The 16,081-nt window shown below is 38.3% G+C and carries 19 protein-coding genes; 15 read left to right on the forward strand and 4 right to left on the reverse strand.

Annotation, left to right across the window (positions count from 1 at the left end; translation table 11 throughout):
- Positions 1 to 17 precede the first annotated feature (17 nt).
- Complete coding sequence (locus tag BN985_RS16385; protein ID WP_042224933.1) at positions 18 to 782, forward strand: fumarylacetoacetate hydrolase family protein; 765 nt, start codon at positions 18 to 20, stop codon at positions 780 to 782.
- Positions 783 to 1,080: 298 nt separating this feature from the next.
- On the opposite strand, the gene BN985_RS16390 is transcribed toward BN985_RS16385, so the two are convergent.
- A complete protein-coding gene (locus tag BN985_RS16390) occupies positions 1,081 to 2,031 on the reverse strand; it encodes an LCP family protein (protein ID WP_042224781.1) in 951 nt (316 codons plus the stop codon).
- Positions 2,032 to 2,209: 178 nt separating this feature from the next.
- Between BN985_RS16390 and BN985_RS16395 the strand changes: the two genes are divergently transcribed.
- From BN985_RS16395 to BN985_RS16405, 3 genes are all read left to right on the forward strand, one after another.
- Entirely contained in the window at positions 2,210 to 2,842 is a 633-nt protein-coding gene (locus BN985_RS16395; RefSeq protein ID WP_042224783.1) for a DUF1232 domain-containing protein, read from the forward strand.
- A gap of 13 nt (positions 2,843 to 2,855) precedes the next feature.
- Complete coding sequence (gene rodA, locus BN985_RS16400; RefSeq protein WP_042224785.1) at positions 2,856 to 4,031, forward strand: rod shape-determining protein RodA; 1,176 nt, start codon at positions 2,856 to 2,858, stop codon at positions 4,029 to 4,031.
- A gap of 163 nt (positions 4,032 to 4,194) precedes the next feature.
- The gene (locus tag BN985_RS16405; protein WP_042224787.1) at positions 4,195 to 5,367 is read left to right on the forward strand and encodes a hydroxymethylglutaryl-CoA synthase; all 1,173 of its coding nucleotides are present in this window, start codon (positions 4,195 to 4,197) and stop codon (positions 5,365 to 5,367) included.
- A 94-nt stretch (positions 5,368 to 5,461) separates the two neighbouring features.
- On the opposite strand, the gene BN985_RS16410 is transcribed toward BN985_RS16405, so the two are convergent.
- A complete protein-coding gene (locus tag BN985_RS16410) occupies positions 5,462 to 6,913 on the reverse strand; it encodes an aldehyde dehydrogenase family protein (RefSeq protein WP_042224788.1) in 1,452 nt (483 codons plus the stop codon).
- A gap of 312 nt (positions 6,914 to 7,225) precedes the next feature.
- Between BN985_RS16410 and BN985_RS16415 the strand changes: the two genes are divergently transcribed.
- The 7 genes from BN985_RS16415 to BN985_RS16445 all read left to right on the forward strand — a co-directional run bounded on the left by BN985_RS16415 (position 7,226) and on the right by BN985_RS16445 (position 11,946).
- On the forward strand, positions 7,226 to 7,879 hold the full coding sequence (locus BN985_RS16415) for a YjbE family putative metal transport protein (protein WP_042224789.1): 654 nt from the start codon (positions 7,226 to 7,228) through the stop codon (positions 7,877 to 7,879).
- 34 nt (positions 7,880 to 7,913) lie between these two features.
- On the forward strand, positions 7,914 to 8,414 hold the full coding sequence (locus tag BN985_RS16420) for a GNAT family N-acetyltransferase (RefSeq protein ID WP_042224790.1): 501 nt from the start codon (positions 7,914 to 7,916) through the stop codon (positions 8,412 to 8,414).
- 59 nt (positions 8,415 to 8,473) lie between these two features.
- On the forward strand, positions 8,474 to 9,337 hold the full coding sequence (locus BN985_RS16425; RefSeq protein WP_084157584.1) for a phosphotransferase family protein: 864 nt from the start codon (positions 8,474 to 8,476) through the stop codon (positions 9,335 to 9,337).
- Positions 9,338 to 9,355: 18 nt separating this feature from the next.
- A complete protein-coding gene (locus tag BN985_RS16430; RefSeq protein ID WP_042224792.1) occupies positions 9,356 to 9,700 on the forward strand; it encodes a DUF6176 family protein in 345 nt (114 codons plus the stop codon).
- Positions 9,701 to 9,777: 77 nt separating this feature from the next.
- The gene (locus BN985_RS16435; protein ID WP_042224793.1) at positions 9,778 to 10,524 is read left to right on the forward strand and encodes a sulfite exporter TauE/SafE family protein; all 747 of its coding nucleotides are present in this window, start codon (positions 9,778 to 9,780) and stop codon (positions 10,522 to 10,524) included.
- Positions 10,525 to 10,673: 149 nt separating this feature from the next.
- On the forward strand, positions 10,674 to 11,168 hold the full coding sequence (locus BN985_RS16440; protein ID WP_042224935.1) for a DUF2243 domain-containing protein: 495 nt from the start codon (positions 10,674 to 10,676) through the stop codon (positions 11,166 to 11,168).
- On the forward strand, positions 11,161 to 11,946 hold the full coding sequence (locus BN985_RS16445) for a cytochrome c oxidase assembly protein (protein WP_042224794.1): 786 nt from the start codon (positions 11,161 to 11,163) through the stop codon (positions 11,944 to 11,946). Before BN985_RS16440 ends, BN985_RS16445 begins: the two co-directional genes overlap by 8 nt.
- A gap of 3 nt (positions 11,947 to 11,949) precedes the next feature.
- On the opposite strand, the gene BN985_RS16450 is transcribed toward BN985_RS16445, so the two are convergent.
- Entirely contained in the window at positions 11,950 to 12,606 is a 657-nt protein-coding gene (locus BN985_RS16450; RefSeq protein WP_042224796.1) for a cupin domain-containing protein, read from the reverse strand.
- 183 nt (positions 12,607 to 12,789) lie between these two features.
- On the opposite strand from BN985_RS16450, the gene BN985_RS16455 reads away from it, so the two are divergent.
- The 4 genes from BN985_RS16455 to BN985_RS16470 all read left to right on the forward strand — a co-directional run bounded on the left by BN985_RS16455 (position 12,790) and on the right by BN985_RS16470 (position 15,344).
- Positions 12,790 to 12,996, forward strand: coding sequence for a hypothetical protein (locus BN985_RS16455; protein WP_042224797.1), 207 nt, complete (start codon positions 12,790 to 12,792; stop codon positions 12,994 to 12,996).
- A 76-nt stretch (positions 12,997 to 13,072) separates the two neighbouring features.
- Positions 13,073 to 13,390 (forward strand): YolD-like family protein, encoded by a 318-nt coding sequence (locus tag BN985_RS16460; protein ID WP_052360722.1) that lies wholly within the window; start codon positions 13,073 to 13,075, stop codon positions 13,388 to 13,390.
- Positions 13,391 to 13,464: 74 nt separating this feature from the next.
- Positions 13,465 to 14,259, forward strand: coding sequence for an endonuclease/exonuclease/phosphatase family protein (locus BN985_RS16465; RefSeq protein ID WP_052360723.1), 795 nt, complete (start codon positions 13,465 to 13,467; stop codon positions 14,257 to 14,259).
- 269 nt (positions 14,260 to 14,528) lie between these two features.
- The gene (locus BN985_RS16470; RefSeq protein WP_042224800.1) at positions 14,529 to 15,344 is read left to right on the forward strand and encodes a ZIP family metal transporter; all 816 of its coding nucleotides are present in this window, start codon (positions 14,529 to 14,531) and stop codon (positions 15,342 to 15,344) included.
- A gap of 51 nt (positions 15,345 to 15,395) precedes the next feature.
- On the opposite strand, the gene BN985_RS16475 is transcribed toward BN985_RS16470, so the two are convergent.
- A complete protein-coding gene (locus BN985_RS16475; protein ID WP_042224801.1) occupies positions 15,396 to 15,836 on the reverse strand; it encodes a DUF4279 domain-containing protein in 441 nt (146 codons plus the stop codon).
- Positions 15,837 to 16,081 lie beyond the last annotated feature (245 nt).

Here is a 16,081-nt window from a genome sequence, read left to right on the forward strand (position 1 = left end):
AAATAGAGGGTGAAAATGTGAAATTTGTTAGATACACAGATAAAAATCAAGTGTTTCAGGGGGTTTTGGAAAACGACAGAATCCTCCAAATCTCTGGGGACCTCTTCAGCAACTGGACGAAAACAAATATGGTTCACCAACTTAGTGAAGTGAAACTACTTGCACCACTAATACCCAATCAAATTATAGGTATTGGGGCGAATTATGTAGCAAGTGAAGAAGAATTACCTAGAGAATCTGTACAACATCCAGTATTCTTTTTTAAGCCAGTATCTTCCGTAATTGGCACTGGTGAAAACATTGTCATACCAGAGCAGGTTGAAAATGTGAAATTTGAGGCAGAATTGGCTGTTGTTGTTGGAAAAGAGATTAAACAACTACTACCAGAAGAACCTGTGGAACCATATGTATTTGGTTATACAATCGCAAACGATGTTACAGCACCGGACATGTTTCATCCGGATGGCCACTGGACCATTGGAAAAGCCTTTGATACATTTACCCCGATCGGTCCAGTAGTAGAAACCAACCTTGACTTAGATAAGGTTCGAATTGAAGCGAAAGTCAATGGTGTGAGGAAGCAAAGTAGTCCAACACGTTTGATGATTGTCACCATTGAAGAGATGATCCGTTATTTATCTCATGTGATGACATTACAGCCAGGAGACGTCATCTTAACGGGAAGTCCTGTCGGTGCAGAAATGGTCGGGGAAAATATAATGGTAGAGTGCACCATTGAAGGTATAGGGACAATACGTAACGAAACGAAAGGTAGTTATTGATTAAAAACCATATGACTTTTCTGTTACGAGAACTTGTAAGAGGATGAAACAAAAGGATTTTAATAAGAGAAAATTTTCGGTGAATATATCCTAGTTTCCGAACGTACTTTTGGCGTACTATTTCCTGTAGCGCACGGGAAATAGTACCTTTTAATTTTTTTAAATTCGCTGTTGGTGGAGGAAAGCATGTTGTGCTTCCTCTTCCGTTTATTGTTTTTTAAAACAGATAACTTCTATTACCCAACGACTTCAAAACTTGATTACTATTAACTTATAAATTAGAGGGGATCATAGAAGGCTACTCTTGAGCTAAATTTCCCTCTTTTGAGAAAAAGTCTTTTAAAGCTTGCTTATTTTGATCAAGATCTATATCTAATACAGCCCCAACATTCACACGTTGGTTTGTAAAAGATCCATCAACAGGAAGTCTCAATGTCTCGACATCTTGGTTTGAAGTCAGTAATCCTTTTCCAATTGAAAATAAGGTATTATTACTTATATTTGTATCAACATATCCTGTTGCTACGCCCATTGTTTTTGGTAGATTAACTATGCTATTTATTGAAATAGCCTCATCTTTTAATTTCGATAGTACTTCCTGTTGACGTCTAACCCTGCCGAAATCACTTTCACTGTCTTTGCGAAAACGTACATAGCCTAAAAGTTCCTCGCCGTGTAATGTTTGTTCTCCTTTTTCTAGCGTCATTCCAATATTCTTTGACATTCTTTTCGCTACATCTATATTTAGACCGTCTGGGACTATCAAATCTATTATTTTAGGGAAACCATTAAAGTCGACGGTGGCATAGTAGTTAATGTCGGTATCAAAGTTTTGTTTGATTGTTTGTCTAAGTAACTCAGGTCCACCAAAAGAATAGGCAGCATTTAACTTATTCATTCCGTATCCAGGTATGTCAACATATATATCGCGCATTAAAGATACTAATTTTACGTCATGCGTATTTTGGTTGTAATAACCAATCATTAAGGTGTCTGAACGACCTTGTTCTCCTTCTCTTGCGTCTGATCCAATTAAGAGTACCTTTATCTCCCCAAACTTTACTTCTTCTCCTGTGAAATCTTGGTGGTTGGATGTAGTACTAGATGTGTTTTCTTTTTTTGCTGCAGATAAACCTTGATTAAATTGGATGATACTGTATGTAATAACAACTCCTACTAATAAAACAAAAGTAAGAAAAAATAACTTTATTCTTCTTTTTCTTTTTGATCTCTTCTTTAATCTCCCCATGTAAATGACACTCCTTGTATTAATGTATGTAAACTATATGATAATGTTGACAAAATGTCAAAACAATAAATTCTTGTAAAATTAAATGCTTGATCAATAGATTGACAAAATGTCAACGATGTTGTAAATTGCGATATAGATGAGACAATCAAGATAAAATGGGTAGGTGAACACATTAATGACTACGGAATTTGGTGGATTTCTAAAAAAGCAATTACAGATAAATGGTCTTACGATGCGTAAATTTAGTGAAATGACCAATATAGAAACTTCTAGTATATCTAGGATTATTAATGGTAAGAGGAAAGCTAACATTCATCATTTAAGGGCATTTGCTGAAGCCTTAAATATGCCAATAAAGGAGCTTTTAAGGGCTGCTGGTTATGCAGATAATTCTATTTCGAATAATAATGAGGAAAAAGTAGAAAAGCATATCCAACATCTACTCCAAGTTATTGAGACATCCGAAACAGTTCATTCTGATTTTTCCATTGATCTTCTGGAAAAGCAATTGAAAAATCACAGACAACACGCAATAACAGAAGAGGGACAGGATACTATAAGAGAGAAATTTAAAAGTAAGATAAAGAGTATCGGAGCTGCAGGGCCGTTTATTCAACAATTAGAAAAAATGTATGATCAGTTTACTTCTGGGAATGTAACGATAAAGCATCAGCTCGTAATGGGCGGAGCTCTGTTGTACTTTGTTTTGACAGTTGATTTAATACCCGACTATCTTTTCCCGATTGGTTATATTGATGATGCTATCGCTGTTCAGTTATCTATGAGCATGTTGTCTAAACAAGGGTAAGGTATGACCTATTATGAAATCGACAAAACATGTAATAGATTATACATTATTATTTATTATAATTTGTTTCTTCCTATATAGTTTAATAGCAGTTTATAGTGGTTCCGGGCAATATGAATCCGCTGATTCCTTTTATTTTCTAAAACGACAAGTATTTTGGTATATATTAGGTTTTGCTGTGCTAGCTGCCTTTGCGCTATTTGACTATGACCTATTAAAACGGTGGAGTTTTTATTTATATTTATTTAGTGTCCTTTTACTCATTTATGTACATTTTTTTGGTGTTTTAAAAAACGGTTCACAGCGATGGATTAACTTAGGTTTCTTTGAATTGCAACCCTCGGAGTTTTTAAAGTTTTCCCTTGTTCTATACATCGCTACCATTTTAAATAATGTTGGTAGCAATAGGCTCTCTTTTAAAAAGAGTATACCTGTCATATTAAAAATTGGGATGGTAACACTTATACCTTTTGTTTTAATTTTATTACAACCAGATTTAGGTTCTGCCATCATGGTAGCAATGACGGCCACTACCATGGTGTTTGTATCCGTTATTTCTAGTAAAATGGTTTTACTCATACTTATTGGAGTTGTCGCTGCAGTTTGTTTAATTGCAGTTCTATATTTGATTGCGCCAGAATTATTAATGCAAATTTTTAAACCCCATCAGCTATCCAGAATTTATGGTTGGTTGGATCCTGAACAATTTCCTTCCAACTCAGGGTATCAGCTAAAACAGGCAAGGATGGGGATAGGATCTGGTCAGTTAACTGGAAGTGGTTATAATCAGGGGGTACAAGTACAAAGTGGAAAGGTGCCTGAGGCTCATACAGACTTTATATTTGCAGTTATTGGTGAAGAATTTGGCTTCATTGGAGCAAGTATTTTAGTGTTTCTTTATTTCTTTCTTATTTATCGCATAGTGCTAGCAACTCTAAATGCAAAGAACCTTTTTGGGGCATACATAGGAATAGGTATTATAGCCTTGATTGCTTTTCAAGTATTTCAAAACATTGGAATGACTATAGGACTAATGCCAATAACAGGGCTTGCTCTGCCTTATCTAAGTTATGGAGGTAGTGCTTTATTAACTAATATGGCAGCCATCGGACTTGTGTTCAGTGTCCAGGTGCGGACTAGAAAAAATAATTTGTTTGATAAAGGGTTGTTTTCTAACAACTCCAATTAAAGATTTGTTGGAATGTTAAATGAATACTCTATCCGCATGAATTGTTTTTGAATAAAAAAAAGTATATTATTAATCTTATATTGCATTAAACTTAAAAGGCTTAGCATTTGTGAAATTCATCACTTGTGCAACAGTGGAAATTTAGAAGTAAAGGAGCAGGACATTGAAAATAGGTATTGATAAAATCGGCTTTTATGCACCACATTTATACGTAGATATGAATAAACTAGCAACTGCAAGAGAAGTAGAACCTGCTAAGTTCACGATTGGCATTGGACAAGAAGAAATGGCTTTTGCTCCAATGACCCAGGATACGGTAACACTTGCAGCCAATGCTGCCTCCGAAATTCTTGATGAAGCGGACAAACAAAAGATCGACTTTGTTATTTTTGGTACAGAAACAGGTATCGACAGTTCAAAAGCAGCTGCTGTTTATGTGCATGATTTACTTGGGATCAATCCAGAAGCGCGTAGTGTTGAAATGAAACAAGCTTGTTATGCAGCAACTGCAGCCATCCAGATGGCTAAAGGGCATATTGCTTTGAATCCGGAAAGCAAAGTATTAGTACTAGCATCAGATATTGCCAGATATGGACTTCGAACTGGTGGAGAAGCTACCCAAGGCGCAGGTGCAGTTGCCATGTTAATTAGCGCTGACCCGAAGATATTGGAACTTGAGGAGAAAAGTGCTTATCACACAAGTGATGTAATGGATTTTTGGCGCCCTACTTATACGGATAAAGCACTCGTTGATGGTAAACTATCAAATGAACAATATATTGAATTTTTTGCTAAGGTTTGGGAGCAATATAAAGCAAAAACAGGCGCTTCATTCTCTGATTTCGAAGCGATTTGTTTCCACCTACCATATACGAAGATGGGACAGAAAGCATTAAAACCACTTCTACCAGAAACAGATGAAGCAACACAGAAGAGACTACTAGAAAACAATGAAGCTGGTAAAACGTATAATAAACGGATTGGCAATATTTATACTGGATCGCTCTACCTTAGTCTCTTATCCCTTTTGGAAAAACAAGAGAATTTACAAGAGGGAGCAAGAATTGGATTGTTTAGCTATGGATCTGGTGCAGTGGGTGAATTCTTTACTGGTATTTTGCAACCTGGCTTCAAAGATGCGCTGCAACCTGTTAGACATAAAGAAATACTTGATTCCAGAAAAGAAATATCAGTTGCGGAATATGAGTCATGGTTTAATAACACACTTCCAACTGATGGCTCTACTGTAGAACTAGAGAAGGAAGATGATCCTTCATCAATTTACTTAGCTGGCATAAAAGATCATATGCGTCAGTATGTAAATGAAAACAGATAATACCTATACAGGTGCTTATAACTTAAACAAAGAAAATCCCAAGATACATAACTAGTATCTTGGGATTTTTTGTTCTATAACGAAATCTTATTAACTAAAATGGATACTCTCGATTTTCTGCTTGTACACTAATCCATTGAGTGGTTGTAAATTCATCCATAATCCATTCACCATTAAAACGCCCGATACCTGATTGTTTTTCACCGCCAAATGGCATATGAGATTCGTCATTGACTGGCATATCATTAATATGAACCATGCCAGATTCGATACGTTTGGCAACTTGCATGCCACGGTAGCGATCATTTGTAAAGATAGACCCACTTAATCCATATGGAGAATCATTGGTAATCTTAATTGCCGTTTCTTCATCTGATGCACGAAGAAGGGAAGCTACAGGTCCAAATACTTCCTCTTTTGCAACAGGCATATCGTTCGTCACTTCCGAGAAAATAATTGGGTGGATAACATTTCCTTCTATTTTATATTCTGTATGAAGTTTCGCGCCTTCATCAATTGTTTTCTCCACAAGTTCTTGTATATGCTTGACTTGCCCTTCGTTAATGATAGGGCCAATTAACACATCATCTTGAGAAGGATCTCCGGCTTTCAGTTTGTCTGCAGTCTTGGTGAATGTTTTTACAAATTCATCATAGATACTATCATCAATTATGATGCGGTTCAGAGATAGACAAATTTGTCCCTGATGAAGGAAAGACCCGAAAACGGCAGCTTCGGCGGCTTTCTCAATATCTGCATCTTTCAGAACGAGCATTACATTATTTCCTCCAAGCTCAAGAGAGGTTTCTTTTAGGTGCTTACTTGCAAGCTGTGCAATGTGTTTGCCTACCTCTGTAGAACCTGTGAATGAGATGAGCTTAGGAACTGGATGCTCGATAAACTCATCTCCGATCTCAGATCCACGTCCAGCTACTACATGAATGACTCCATCCGGGAAGCCTGCTTCCTGTAGTAAATCAGCAATTAACAGACCGGATGTTACGGGTGTATCTGAAGCTGGTTTTACTACAACGGTATTCCCTGTTGCCAGTGCAGGTGCGATTGTTCGCATTGCGAGATGGAATGGGAAATTCCAAGGCCCTATTACTCCAATGACTCCTTTGGCCGAACGGAAAGTGTAATTTTCTTTTCCTTCTGTATTGGAGTTCCCGGTGGTGCCTTGTATTCTTGTTGGGAAGGAAGCTGATTCACGGATGATTTGGATCGCTGACTGAATCTCAACTTCTGCTTTTACTTTACTGCTTCCTGCTTCTTTGATAAGCCATTCCACAATATGTGCCTTATTATCTTTTATCGTCTCGATTAATTGAAGCAAATATTCCTGCTTTTTAGCTGGCATCATTGCCTCCCATTTTGGCTGGTAGGCAGCAGCAGCTTCATATGCTTGATTAAGATCTTCAGGATTCGCTGATTGAATAGTTCCTAAGGATTCACCATTGTAAGGGTTGTGATTTTCAACTTTTTTACCAGAAGACCCTGTCGTCCATTTTCCATTAATAAATAGTTCAGTATATTTGTTTTGCATTTAGACTCAATCTCCTTTCAATCGTTATTATTTATTTTCCCTAGGAACGATACCTGCAAACACAAAGGGCATGACAGATGAAAGATGATGTCCTTTATCCCGGAGCAACCGTTCGGAAGTCTTCCACTTCAAAACATGAAGAGAAACAGTAGTTTTGAGTGGGAGTAAACGGACTAACATGCCGATTCGTTCAACTAACAATCAGTAGGGGATATTGAAAAACCCCACTAATTGAAGTTTCACTTTATCTGGTCTGTCTTCCTCACTAGAATCATAGGCTATCCATAGGAAATAGATGGGAGGAGAAGGCTATTGGAGATTATAGAGCCATTACTAAAGATATTACTTGTCAATATTATTCTGAGTGGTGATAATGCTGTGGTGATCGCGATGGCAAGCAGGAAATTACCACATCAACTAAAACGAAAGGCAGTTATATGGGGAACGTTTGGAGCAGTGGCATTTCGAATTCTATTTGTCTTTCTTGTTCTTTACCTTTTAAAAATGCCTTGGATACATTTAATTGGTGGTTTGCTTCTTTTGTTTATTGCTTATAAATTATTGGTGGACAAGCCTGATAACCATCAGTTGAAGGTGGGCAATTCTTTACAAGAAGCTATTGCAATTATTGTATTTGCAGATATCTTAATGAGTCTTGATAACGTCCTAGCAATAGTAGCTATTTCAAATAGTCAGTTAATGTTAATTATAATTGGTATTATGATTAGTATTCCAATCATTCTAGTGGCCAGTGGTGTTATTATGAAGGCCATGGAGAAATTCCCAAGCATTGTATATGGAGGAGCTGCGCTTCTTGCCTGGACGGCAGGTGAGATGATAATAAAGGAGGAGAGAATTTTACAGTTATTAGAAGGATATCAAATTCCGACAACAATGTTTCTGCTCGTTCTCATACTATTTATTTTAGGAGTTGGTGGAATTCGTCGGAGAAATCAGATAACATGACAAGGTAGGGGATTGATGAAAGGGGGAATTTTCTATGGTCACAAGTGATAGACTACGCTTTAGGCCTTATACTGAGAAAGATTTAGATTTTTATGCACGTTTGTGGGGTGATCCTAAGGTTGTCCGCTATATTGGTAAGGGGGAAACTAAAACGTTTGCAGAAGCGGAAGTTAGTTTAAAGCGGTGGTTTTCTGAATATGAACACGGTTTCGGATTGCAGGCTTTGGAACTAAAACCAGATAATAAACTAATTGGACATGCTGGACTAGTACGGCAAACAATCGAAGGTCAAGAGGAAATAGAAGTTGGATATTGGTTGCTGCCAGAGTATTGGGGAATGGGACTAGCAAAAGAAGCGGCTATTACTTTACGTAATGTTGGATTTAAAGAGAAAGGTTTAATGAAGCTGATAGCTTTAATTAACCCAAATCATCCAGCTTCTATTTTTGTAGCTAAGAAGGCAGGACTTAGCTATGAAAAAACAGTAAAGCTTGCGGAAGGGGATACGTTAGTTTATTCGATTATGAATCGATAGAAATATCCAACTCTCTTAAGTTTGTGGCACTTAACAGAGTAGTAAAGGAGGGGAAAACGTTGTTAGATCGTGTTATAGACAACTTTGGAATGCAAATACAATCTATGAATGAAGTGGAAGATTCCTTTAGTTCCACCGTCTATAAATGTAAATTGGTTAATAGTCAAACAGTTTTTTTTAAGATTCCCTACTCTAAATTAAAATATCAAAGGGAGCTAGAGGCCTATCGTATTTTATCAGGCAAGGTTGCTGTTCCAGAATTGTTGGACTTTTGGTCTGGGGATGACGAATGTCCGGGTGCTTTTTTGTTATCTGAACTAAAAGGGAGTCCGTTAACCGCTGAGGTATCACCTAACGTCGCATATGATGTGGGGGTTCTTCATGCCTCCATGCATAACATACAGCCCCCTGATAAACATATGCTGACCGGCATAAAAAATGAATTTCCGAGCTGGACAAGTTTTTTAGAAAACCAATTTTATAGTTTTGCTGAGGATGTAGAAGGTGTAATGGATAAACATACATACAATCTAGCAATTAAAAAGTTTGAAAAAATGAAACGACAGCTTCCAAGTCCAGACGGACCAAGCTTCATACATATGGATTTTCGTCCTGCGAATATAATTGTAGACGGCGAAGAAGTTTCCGGGATCATCGATTTTGAAAGTGTACGATTTGGGTCGACTGAGATTGATTTTACCAAGCTATACCGTGATTTTCTGCAGTTTGATGATTCAATCTATAAAGCCTTTCAAGAAGGATATAACAGTATAAGACCATTAATGGATTTGGGATCTGTATTACCTTTTTACCGTTTCACGGATGCATTTAATAGTATTGGTTGGTGCAAGCGTCGGGGTACAGAGAAAAATGCTTTGTTTCTTGAAGAAAACATAAGGCTTTTGAAGCAATTTGTACTATAGTTTTAGGGAGGTATATGGATGAATACAGAGTTGACTAGGTTTCGAGTCAAACAAGGAGCAGAAGCGAAAGTAGATGAATGGATGGGCTTTCTCCGAGATCATATGCAGGATGTTCTGCTAACATTAGATGCTGAAAAGATGTATGTGGAAACAATCTTCCGAGAGACCATTGATGGTAGGGAGTATTTATATTGGTACTCCGTACAAGGGGAAGGTGGACAGGAAGTAGAGGAATCCACCCATTGGATTGATAAAAAGCATCTCGAATTCTGGGATATTTGCATTGATCCTGATTATAGGCCCCTGGACCTTAAAACAGAGGTTGTGATGATTCCAGATAAGGTAAAGGCCAATATGATCTAGTGGAAAACTCTCCTTTTTACTTAATAAACATTATGAAACTACCGTAAAAGTAATAGTTAAAAGCAGGAGGCAGCACGATGTTTGAGCTAACGTTATTGGAATGGATTCTGGTAATCTTTTGTGCGCTTTGTATTGGTTTTTCAAAGTCTGGATTGCCTAATTTGGTTATATTGGTTGTCACATTACTAATGTTTGTTTTCCCTGCAAGAGATTCTGTCGGTATTCTGTTGCCGATGCTCTTAGTGGGGGATTTTTTTGCGATTATTTACTATCGTAGAAATGTAAAGTGGAACCATTTAAAAGGGCTTATCCCGTGGGTGTTAATTGGAATAGTTGCGGGCTACTTTGTACTAGAACATGTAAATGATGCACAACTGAAGCCATTAATTGGAGTTATTGTGCTTATGATGATAACCCTCAACTTTGTAAGGGAGAGATTTGGTACGAAGTTTAATACTTTGTTACCTAACTCACTGGGGTTTACCTTACTTATGGGGATTCTTGGCGGCTTTACCACAATGGTAGGAAATGCTGCAGGAGCAATCATGACAATTTATTTATTAGTAAAGGGGCTTCCTAAAAAGGAATTTGTTGGGACTGGAGCCTGGTTCTTTCTGTTTGTTAACCTTATCAAGGTGCCGTTTTATGTGCATCTTGAGCTCATTACAGTGGAATCGATTTCGTTTAATGCATGGCTTGTTCCTGCCATTATTATAGGGGCATTTATTGGTATTAAGGTGCTACCGATTATTCCGCAAAAAGTTTTTACTATCCTTGTGTTAATTTTGGCGGCCCTTGGGGGAATTAACTTACTACTGAATTAGCTTTTGTAGAAGACAAGCAATCCAACATTTAATCCGATCCACCGAATTTATCCCACTATATTCGGGTGTTCGGATTTTTTGTATTGCATTGAATGAATGGAGCACTACATGGGTATACAATTAGAAAGCTTGGAATCGAGGTAGATATTATGGATATAGATAATCAGTCGAAAAAAAGAATGAAATATGCTGGTCGCAATCTATTATCAGGTGTGTTATTTGGTATAGGGCTTGCTGCATTTATTGACGAAACAGTATTCCATCAGTTGCTACGATGGCACCATTTTTATGATAAATCTACAACAGATATTGGGCTCATATCCGACGGGCTTTTCCATGCATTCAGTTGGTTCGCTACCATTGGTGGTCTATTCCTGTTTGCTGATTTACGACGTAGAAACGCTCTCTGGTTGAAGCGGTGGTGGGGGAGTGTACTTCTTGGTGCTGGTGTGTTTCAGCTATATGATGGAACGATCCAACACAAGGTAATGGGACTGCATCAAATTCGTTACGTTGACAATGTTTGGATTTATGACGTAGTTTGGAACGGAATTGCAATCATCATGATGTTGGTTGGATTGATCATTCTATTCCAAACAAGAAAAAGTTTGCACAAGATGAAGGAGTCGAGTTCAGATGCATAACGGAATCCAAGGAGTGGGGGCTATTATCGTTCTAGCTCTATCTTTTGCTTCGATTGCTGTTTATTTTCTAGCAGGCTTTCTTTCCAACAGAAAAAGCCATTTACATTCATGGCCAATGTCCCGATATATGCTCTGGACTCTAGGAATAATTGCTGCCACATGTGCAGTCATAGGGCCTTTAACAGAATGGGCTCACACAAATTTTACTGCACATATGCTGGGCCATCTCCTGCTCGGAATGCTTGCACCACTTTTACTGGTACTCTCTGCACCAATGACTTTAGTACTTCGAACACTTCCTGTCAGGCAGGCCCGTTTTTTAGCAAGTTTTTTAAAAAGTTTTCCTGTTGCGATTCTCAGCCATCCTATCATTGCTTCCATTTTAAATATCGGAGGGCTATGGTTGCTGTACACAACAAATTTATATCACTTCATGCACCATAATCTTCTCGTTTATTTGCTTGTTCATTTTCATGTATTTGCAGCTGGATACTTATTTACAGCAGCAATGATCTATATCGACCCGACACCTCATCGCTTTTCTTATTTATACCGCAGTATTGTCCTCATGGTTGCTTTAGGAGCACATGCTGTCCTGTCTAAATATATTTATGCAAATCCTCCAACCGGGGTCCCAACTCACGAGGCAGAGACGGGAGGGATGTTAATGTATTATGGTGGAGATGCGATCGATTTGGTATTGATTTTTATCCTCATGTTACATTGGTATCGGTCCGCTGCGCCACGCCAAACACTGGCAAAGTTTGAAACTGTCTAGGCATTAGAAATGATTTTGTCCCTGTGGATAATACCCGTCATAGTAAGTGGAGGGGGTGTCGCTTCTAGGGTATGTGTTTTTTACAGGTTGTTGAGTGGCATATAGTTGTTTTACTTGGTTCTGTTCACATTCATCTGTTGGACCAATAATGATAGTTTCATTGTTAAGTGGAGAAAGTGTTTTACGTAACTGATCGGCATTCAGGCAATACGTATGTGCCAGTACATCAATGGGGGTCTTTGTCAAAATGTCAGAGCCTAAAATATACTCAGGATACGGAGCGTCAAATATGGCTAACAAATGTGTTTGGTCTGTTGTTGCTTCCTCCCAATGCCACCATCCTTGAGGGATGTTTGCCACTTGTCCAGGCCTTATGGTAATGTTGCTGACCTCATTATCAAATGGGTTAATAAAGGAAACCCGTGCTGCACCGGAAACACAATAAACAAGTTCGGTGGCGTTCTGGTGATAGTGTGGTTCTACTACACGCCTATCACTTAAGTAAATATCCAGTAGCGAAACATTCCCTAAGGTATTCAATACATCTCTTCCTAATTGGTTAATGTAATTCTGTCTATTCCTTGTAAACAGTCGATTTTTATTCAAATCGGCGAAATATGTGTCATGATCACTTGTGTAATCCATGTATGAGACTGTCATACGGAAACAACTCCCCATCTTCATTTTTACCCTCACAGTTTATGCTTCACAAATTGAAGTCGTGACAGACGCGGATTTTCCCCTTTAAAACTTGTTTCCAGAAATTTTCATGCATATTTTTTAGCTAATGTGGTAAAATAAGAACAGATGTTCTGAACAAACGTTCCGGAAAGGGTGTTCTCAATGAATGGAGTATTCATGCGTTCGATGGAAACAAAACAAAAAATTGTTGTGTTCTATATGGATGGAAATCAACAGATTACGCAACGTTTTATTCGTGTGCTAAAAATGGATGATACACTCGTTCTTGCTTATTGTTATTATAGAAAAAGCGTACGCACGTTTAAACGCGAAAACATCCTTTCTGCTGGGCGCTGGATCCGGATGTAACTAATTCTGTTATTTAGTTATCCACAGAAAACAAATTTTATAATTTACTAGGAATCAAGAAAGTGGGGGCATAACAATGAGTGTCAATGACAGAGGTACGATAAAATGGACAGCGATGATGCTGCCAGAACATATTGAATTACTAAAAAAGATGTGGGCAGAGCAGGAGTTTAAGGAAAAGCCGATGCTTTCCGAGTACCAAATGGAGGAGATTAATTTACAGCTTCAGCTGGCATTGGCGAACGATTTAACCATTGAATTAGAATATTTCAAAGACCATGACTACCATAAGATAAAGGGCAAGCTTCTTGGCGTGGATGTTTTAAATCAATTTGTAAGGATTAACGAGGAGTATTTACCGCTCGATCATTTGACGGGAGCCTGGATTGATTAACTGTTTTAGTTTCCGGTTGTGAAACGAGAAGGGTGATTCTATACTATTAGTATCATAGCTAAGGGGGGAGCTACATGCTAATTAGTGTAATGAGCTACAATATTAGGTGCCTAACCAGTGAAGATGAACCGCCACATACGTGGGCGCAAAGATTACCAGAAATACTAAAGGTAATCAAGGACAAAAACCCTGATTTTATAGGAATTCAAGAAGCAGTACCACAGCAAATGAGCGACCTGGAAGCAAATCTGTCTGACTATCAGTGGATCGGAGAGGGAAGAGATGGCGGTGAGAAAGGCGAACGATCTGCGATATTTTTCCGAAAAGCTGCTTTTAAAGTAATCGATACAGCTACATACTGGTTGTCAGAAGAACCGAGGGAGCCTGGCTCCAAAGGCTGGGGGAGTGCCTGTCCAAGAATTGTGTCATGGGGGAAATTCCGTAGTTTAGATAATGGAAAGGAACTTTATATCCTAAATACGCATTTTGATCATATAGCTTCCAAAGCACGAGAGAAGGCTGCAGCATTACTGGGGGAAAGATCGGGTTTAAGTGAAGGATTACCTATGGTATTAACAGGGGATTTTAATGCGAATCATGAAAGTACTCCTTTCCAAATCCTAAAGGAGAAGGGCTTTCTAAACCTATGGAAAACCGCAGTGGAACGGAAAAATGAGACAATGGGAACATTCAACAATTTTCACGACCCTACTGGTGGAGGGAAGGACTTCCGAATTGATGGAATTCTGGCAAAAGGCGAGGTTACTGCTCGTTCTATAGAGATCGTCAACACAAGAAATGGAGACCAATTCCCGAGTGATCATTATCCGCTATATGCGGTGTTAGAGGTCGGAGTGCAAGGTGAATAGTGAACGAGGGAGCAGTCTAGTGCTGCTCCTTTGCGTTTTTATAAAGTCTTATTTTTGCAGATGACTCAATTCCTTTTTAAGATCGATTATATTTTGTATCTTATAGTTGACTTACTTCAGAATAAAGATATCCATTATTTGTCGAGATCATATAAACAATCTCTTGGTTCGATATTGTTTACAAATCCCGTCATATAGGAATAGTATTGAATTAACATCATAGAATGACATCGAAGACAAGCATTGCAGCAGAGAAAGGAGCACTATTTATGCTAGACTACTTCCTATCATTGCACCCAGTTGCCCAGGCAGGCATTGCTACATTATTTACATGGTTCATGACAGCACTTGGGGCTGCTCTCGTTTTTACAACTAAAAATTTTAATCAAAAGTTAATGGATAGTATGCTCGGATTCGCTGGTGGGGTTATGATTGCAGCCAGTTTTTGGTCTTTACTTGCCCCATCGATTGAGATGGCAGAAGAGAATGGCTCGATTTCCTGGATGCCAGCAGCAGTCGGATTCATGCTAGGTGGCCTTTTTCTATGGGGAATTGATAAAGTTTTACCTCATTTACATCCCACCTCCCCGATGAGTGAGGCAGAGGGATATCAGCCAAAAAAGAAAAAACGTAGTACGTTACTGGTTTTGGCGATAACCATGCATAACATTCCAGAGGGACTAGCTGTTGGGGTAGCCTTTGGAGCCGTGGCTGCAGAATTCCCATCCGCCTCCATTACAGGTGCCATTGTCTTGGCAATAGGGATTGGAATTCAAAATTTTCCAGAAGGACTGGCCGTCTCCATGCCCTTACGCAGAGAAGGCATGTCACGACGTAAAAGCTTTATGTATGGCCAGTTTTCCGGGATGGTTGAGCCAATTGCCGGAATTATTGGGGCGATGGCTGTGACCTTTATCCAGCCGCTTCTACCTTATGCATTAAGCTTTGCGGCAGGCGCAATGATCTTTGTTGTAGCAGAAGAAGTAATTCCTGGTTCACAGGAAGAAGGGAATAGAGATCTCGCAGTGATGAGTTTAATGATTGGGTTTACCATCATGATGGTCCTCGATGTGGCCCTGGGATAAGGAAAATAGGAGCTTGGCTAATCAAGCTCCTATTGCTATGGATTGAATGATTTACTCAAATAACACATCATTAGATTCTTCATAAGGATATGCATATAAATCTATATCAAATTCAGCTTCAATAATGGATGCAAATCTAATCACATCTCTATCCAAATATATAGCAGGGGTATCTCCATCTTCTATTTCCGCAACAATAAAGATTTTACACTCAACAGAATAATTCATTTTAATCTCATTAATTAGAAATACTTTATTTTGCAGTTGAGCTAAGATTTGTTGTAATTGGTCATTTACATCAAGAGATTCTTGGTAACCAGTATCTAATTCCCAACAAGTTTCTTGTCTAACCAAAACAGTAGGAAGATGGGTAATGATATCTCCTTTTGTATAAGTATTAGAGGGTGTAATCCCTAGTTTTTCAGTCACATAATCTAAAGGAAATGTGTCCCCGAATAGACTAAAATAAACTCTTACCTTTGTTCTCTCCACAGTCCTGCCTCCGAAAATCTTAGACTTAAAAAACCTTAATGAACGAACCTGCTATGCTAGATTATAGTGGATATTTCAAAATATTTTTAATCCATTTTAACATAGCTCCTAGGTTAACGATAAGGTAATATACCTAATGTGTTTTGGCCCCTTCTTCTAACTTTCATCACGGGTAAAAAAGGTAACTCTCATAATTTCACAGAAAGTGCGGATACTGAATAGTAAAAAGGAAGAATGGTGAAAAA

Source organism: Oceanobacillus manasiensis, from assembly GCF_000724085.1.
GTDB classification, from domain to species: Bacteria; Bacillota; Bacilli; order Bacillales; family Amphibacillaceae; genus Oceanobacillus_B; species Oceanobacillus_B manasiensis.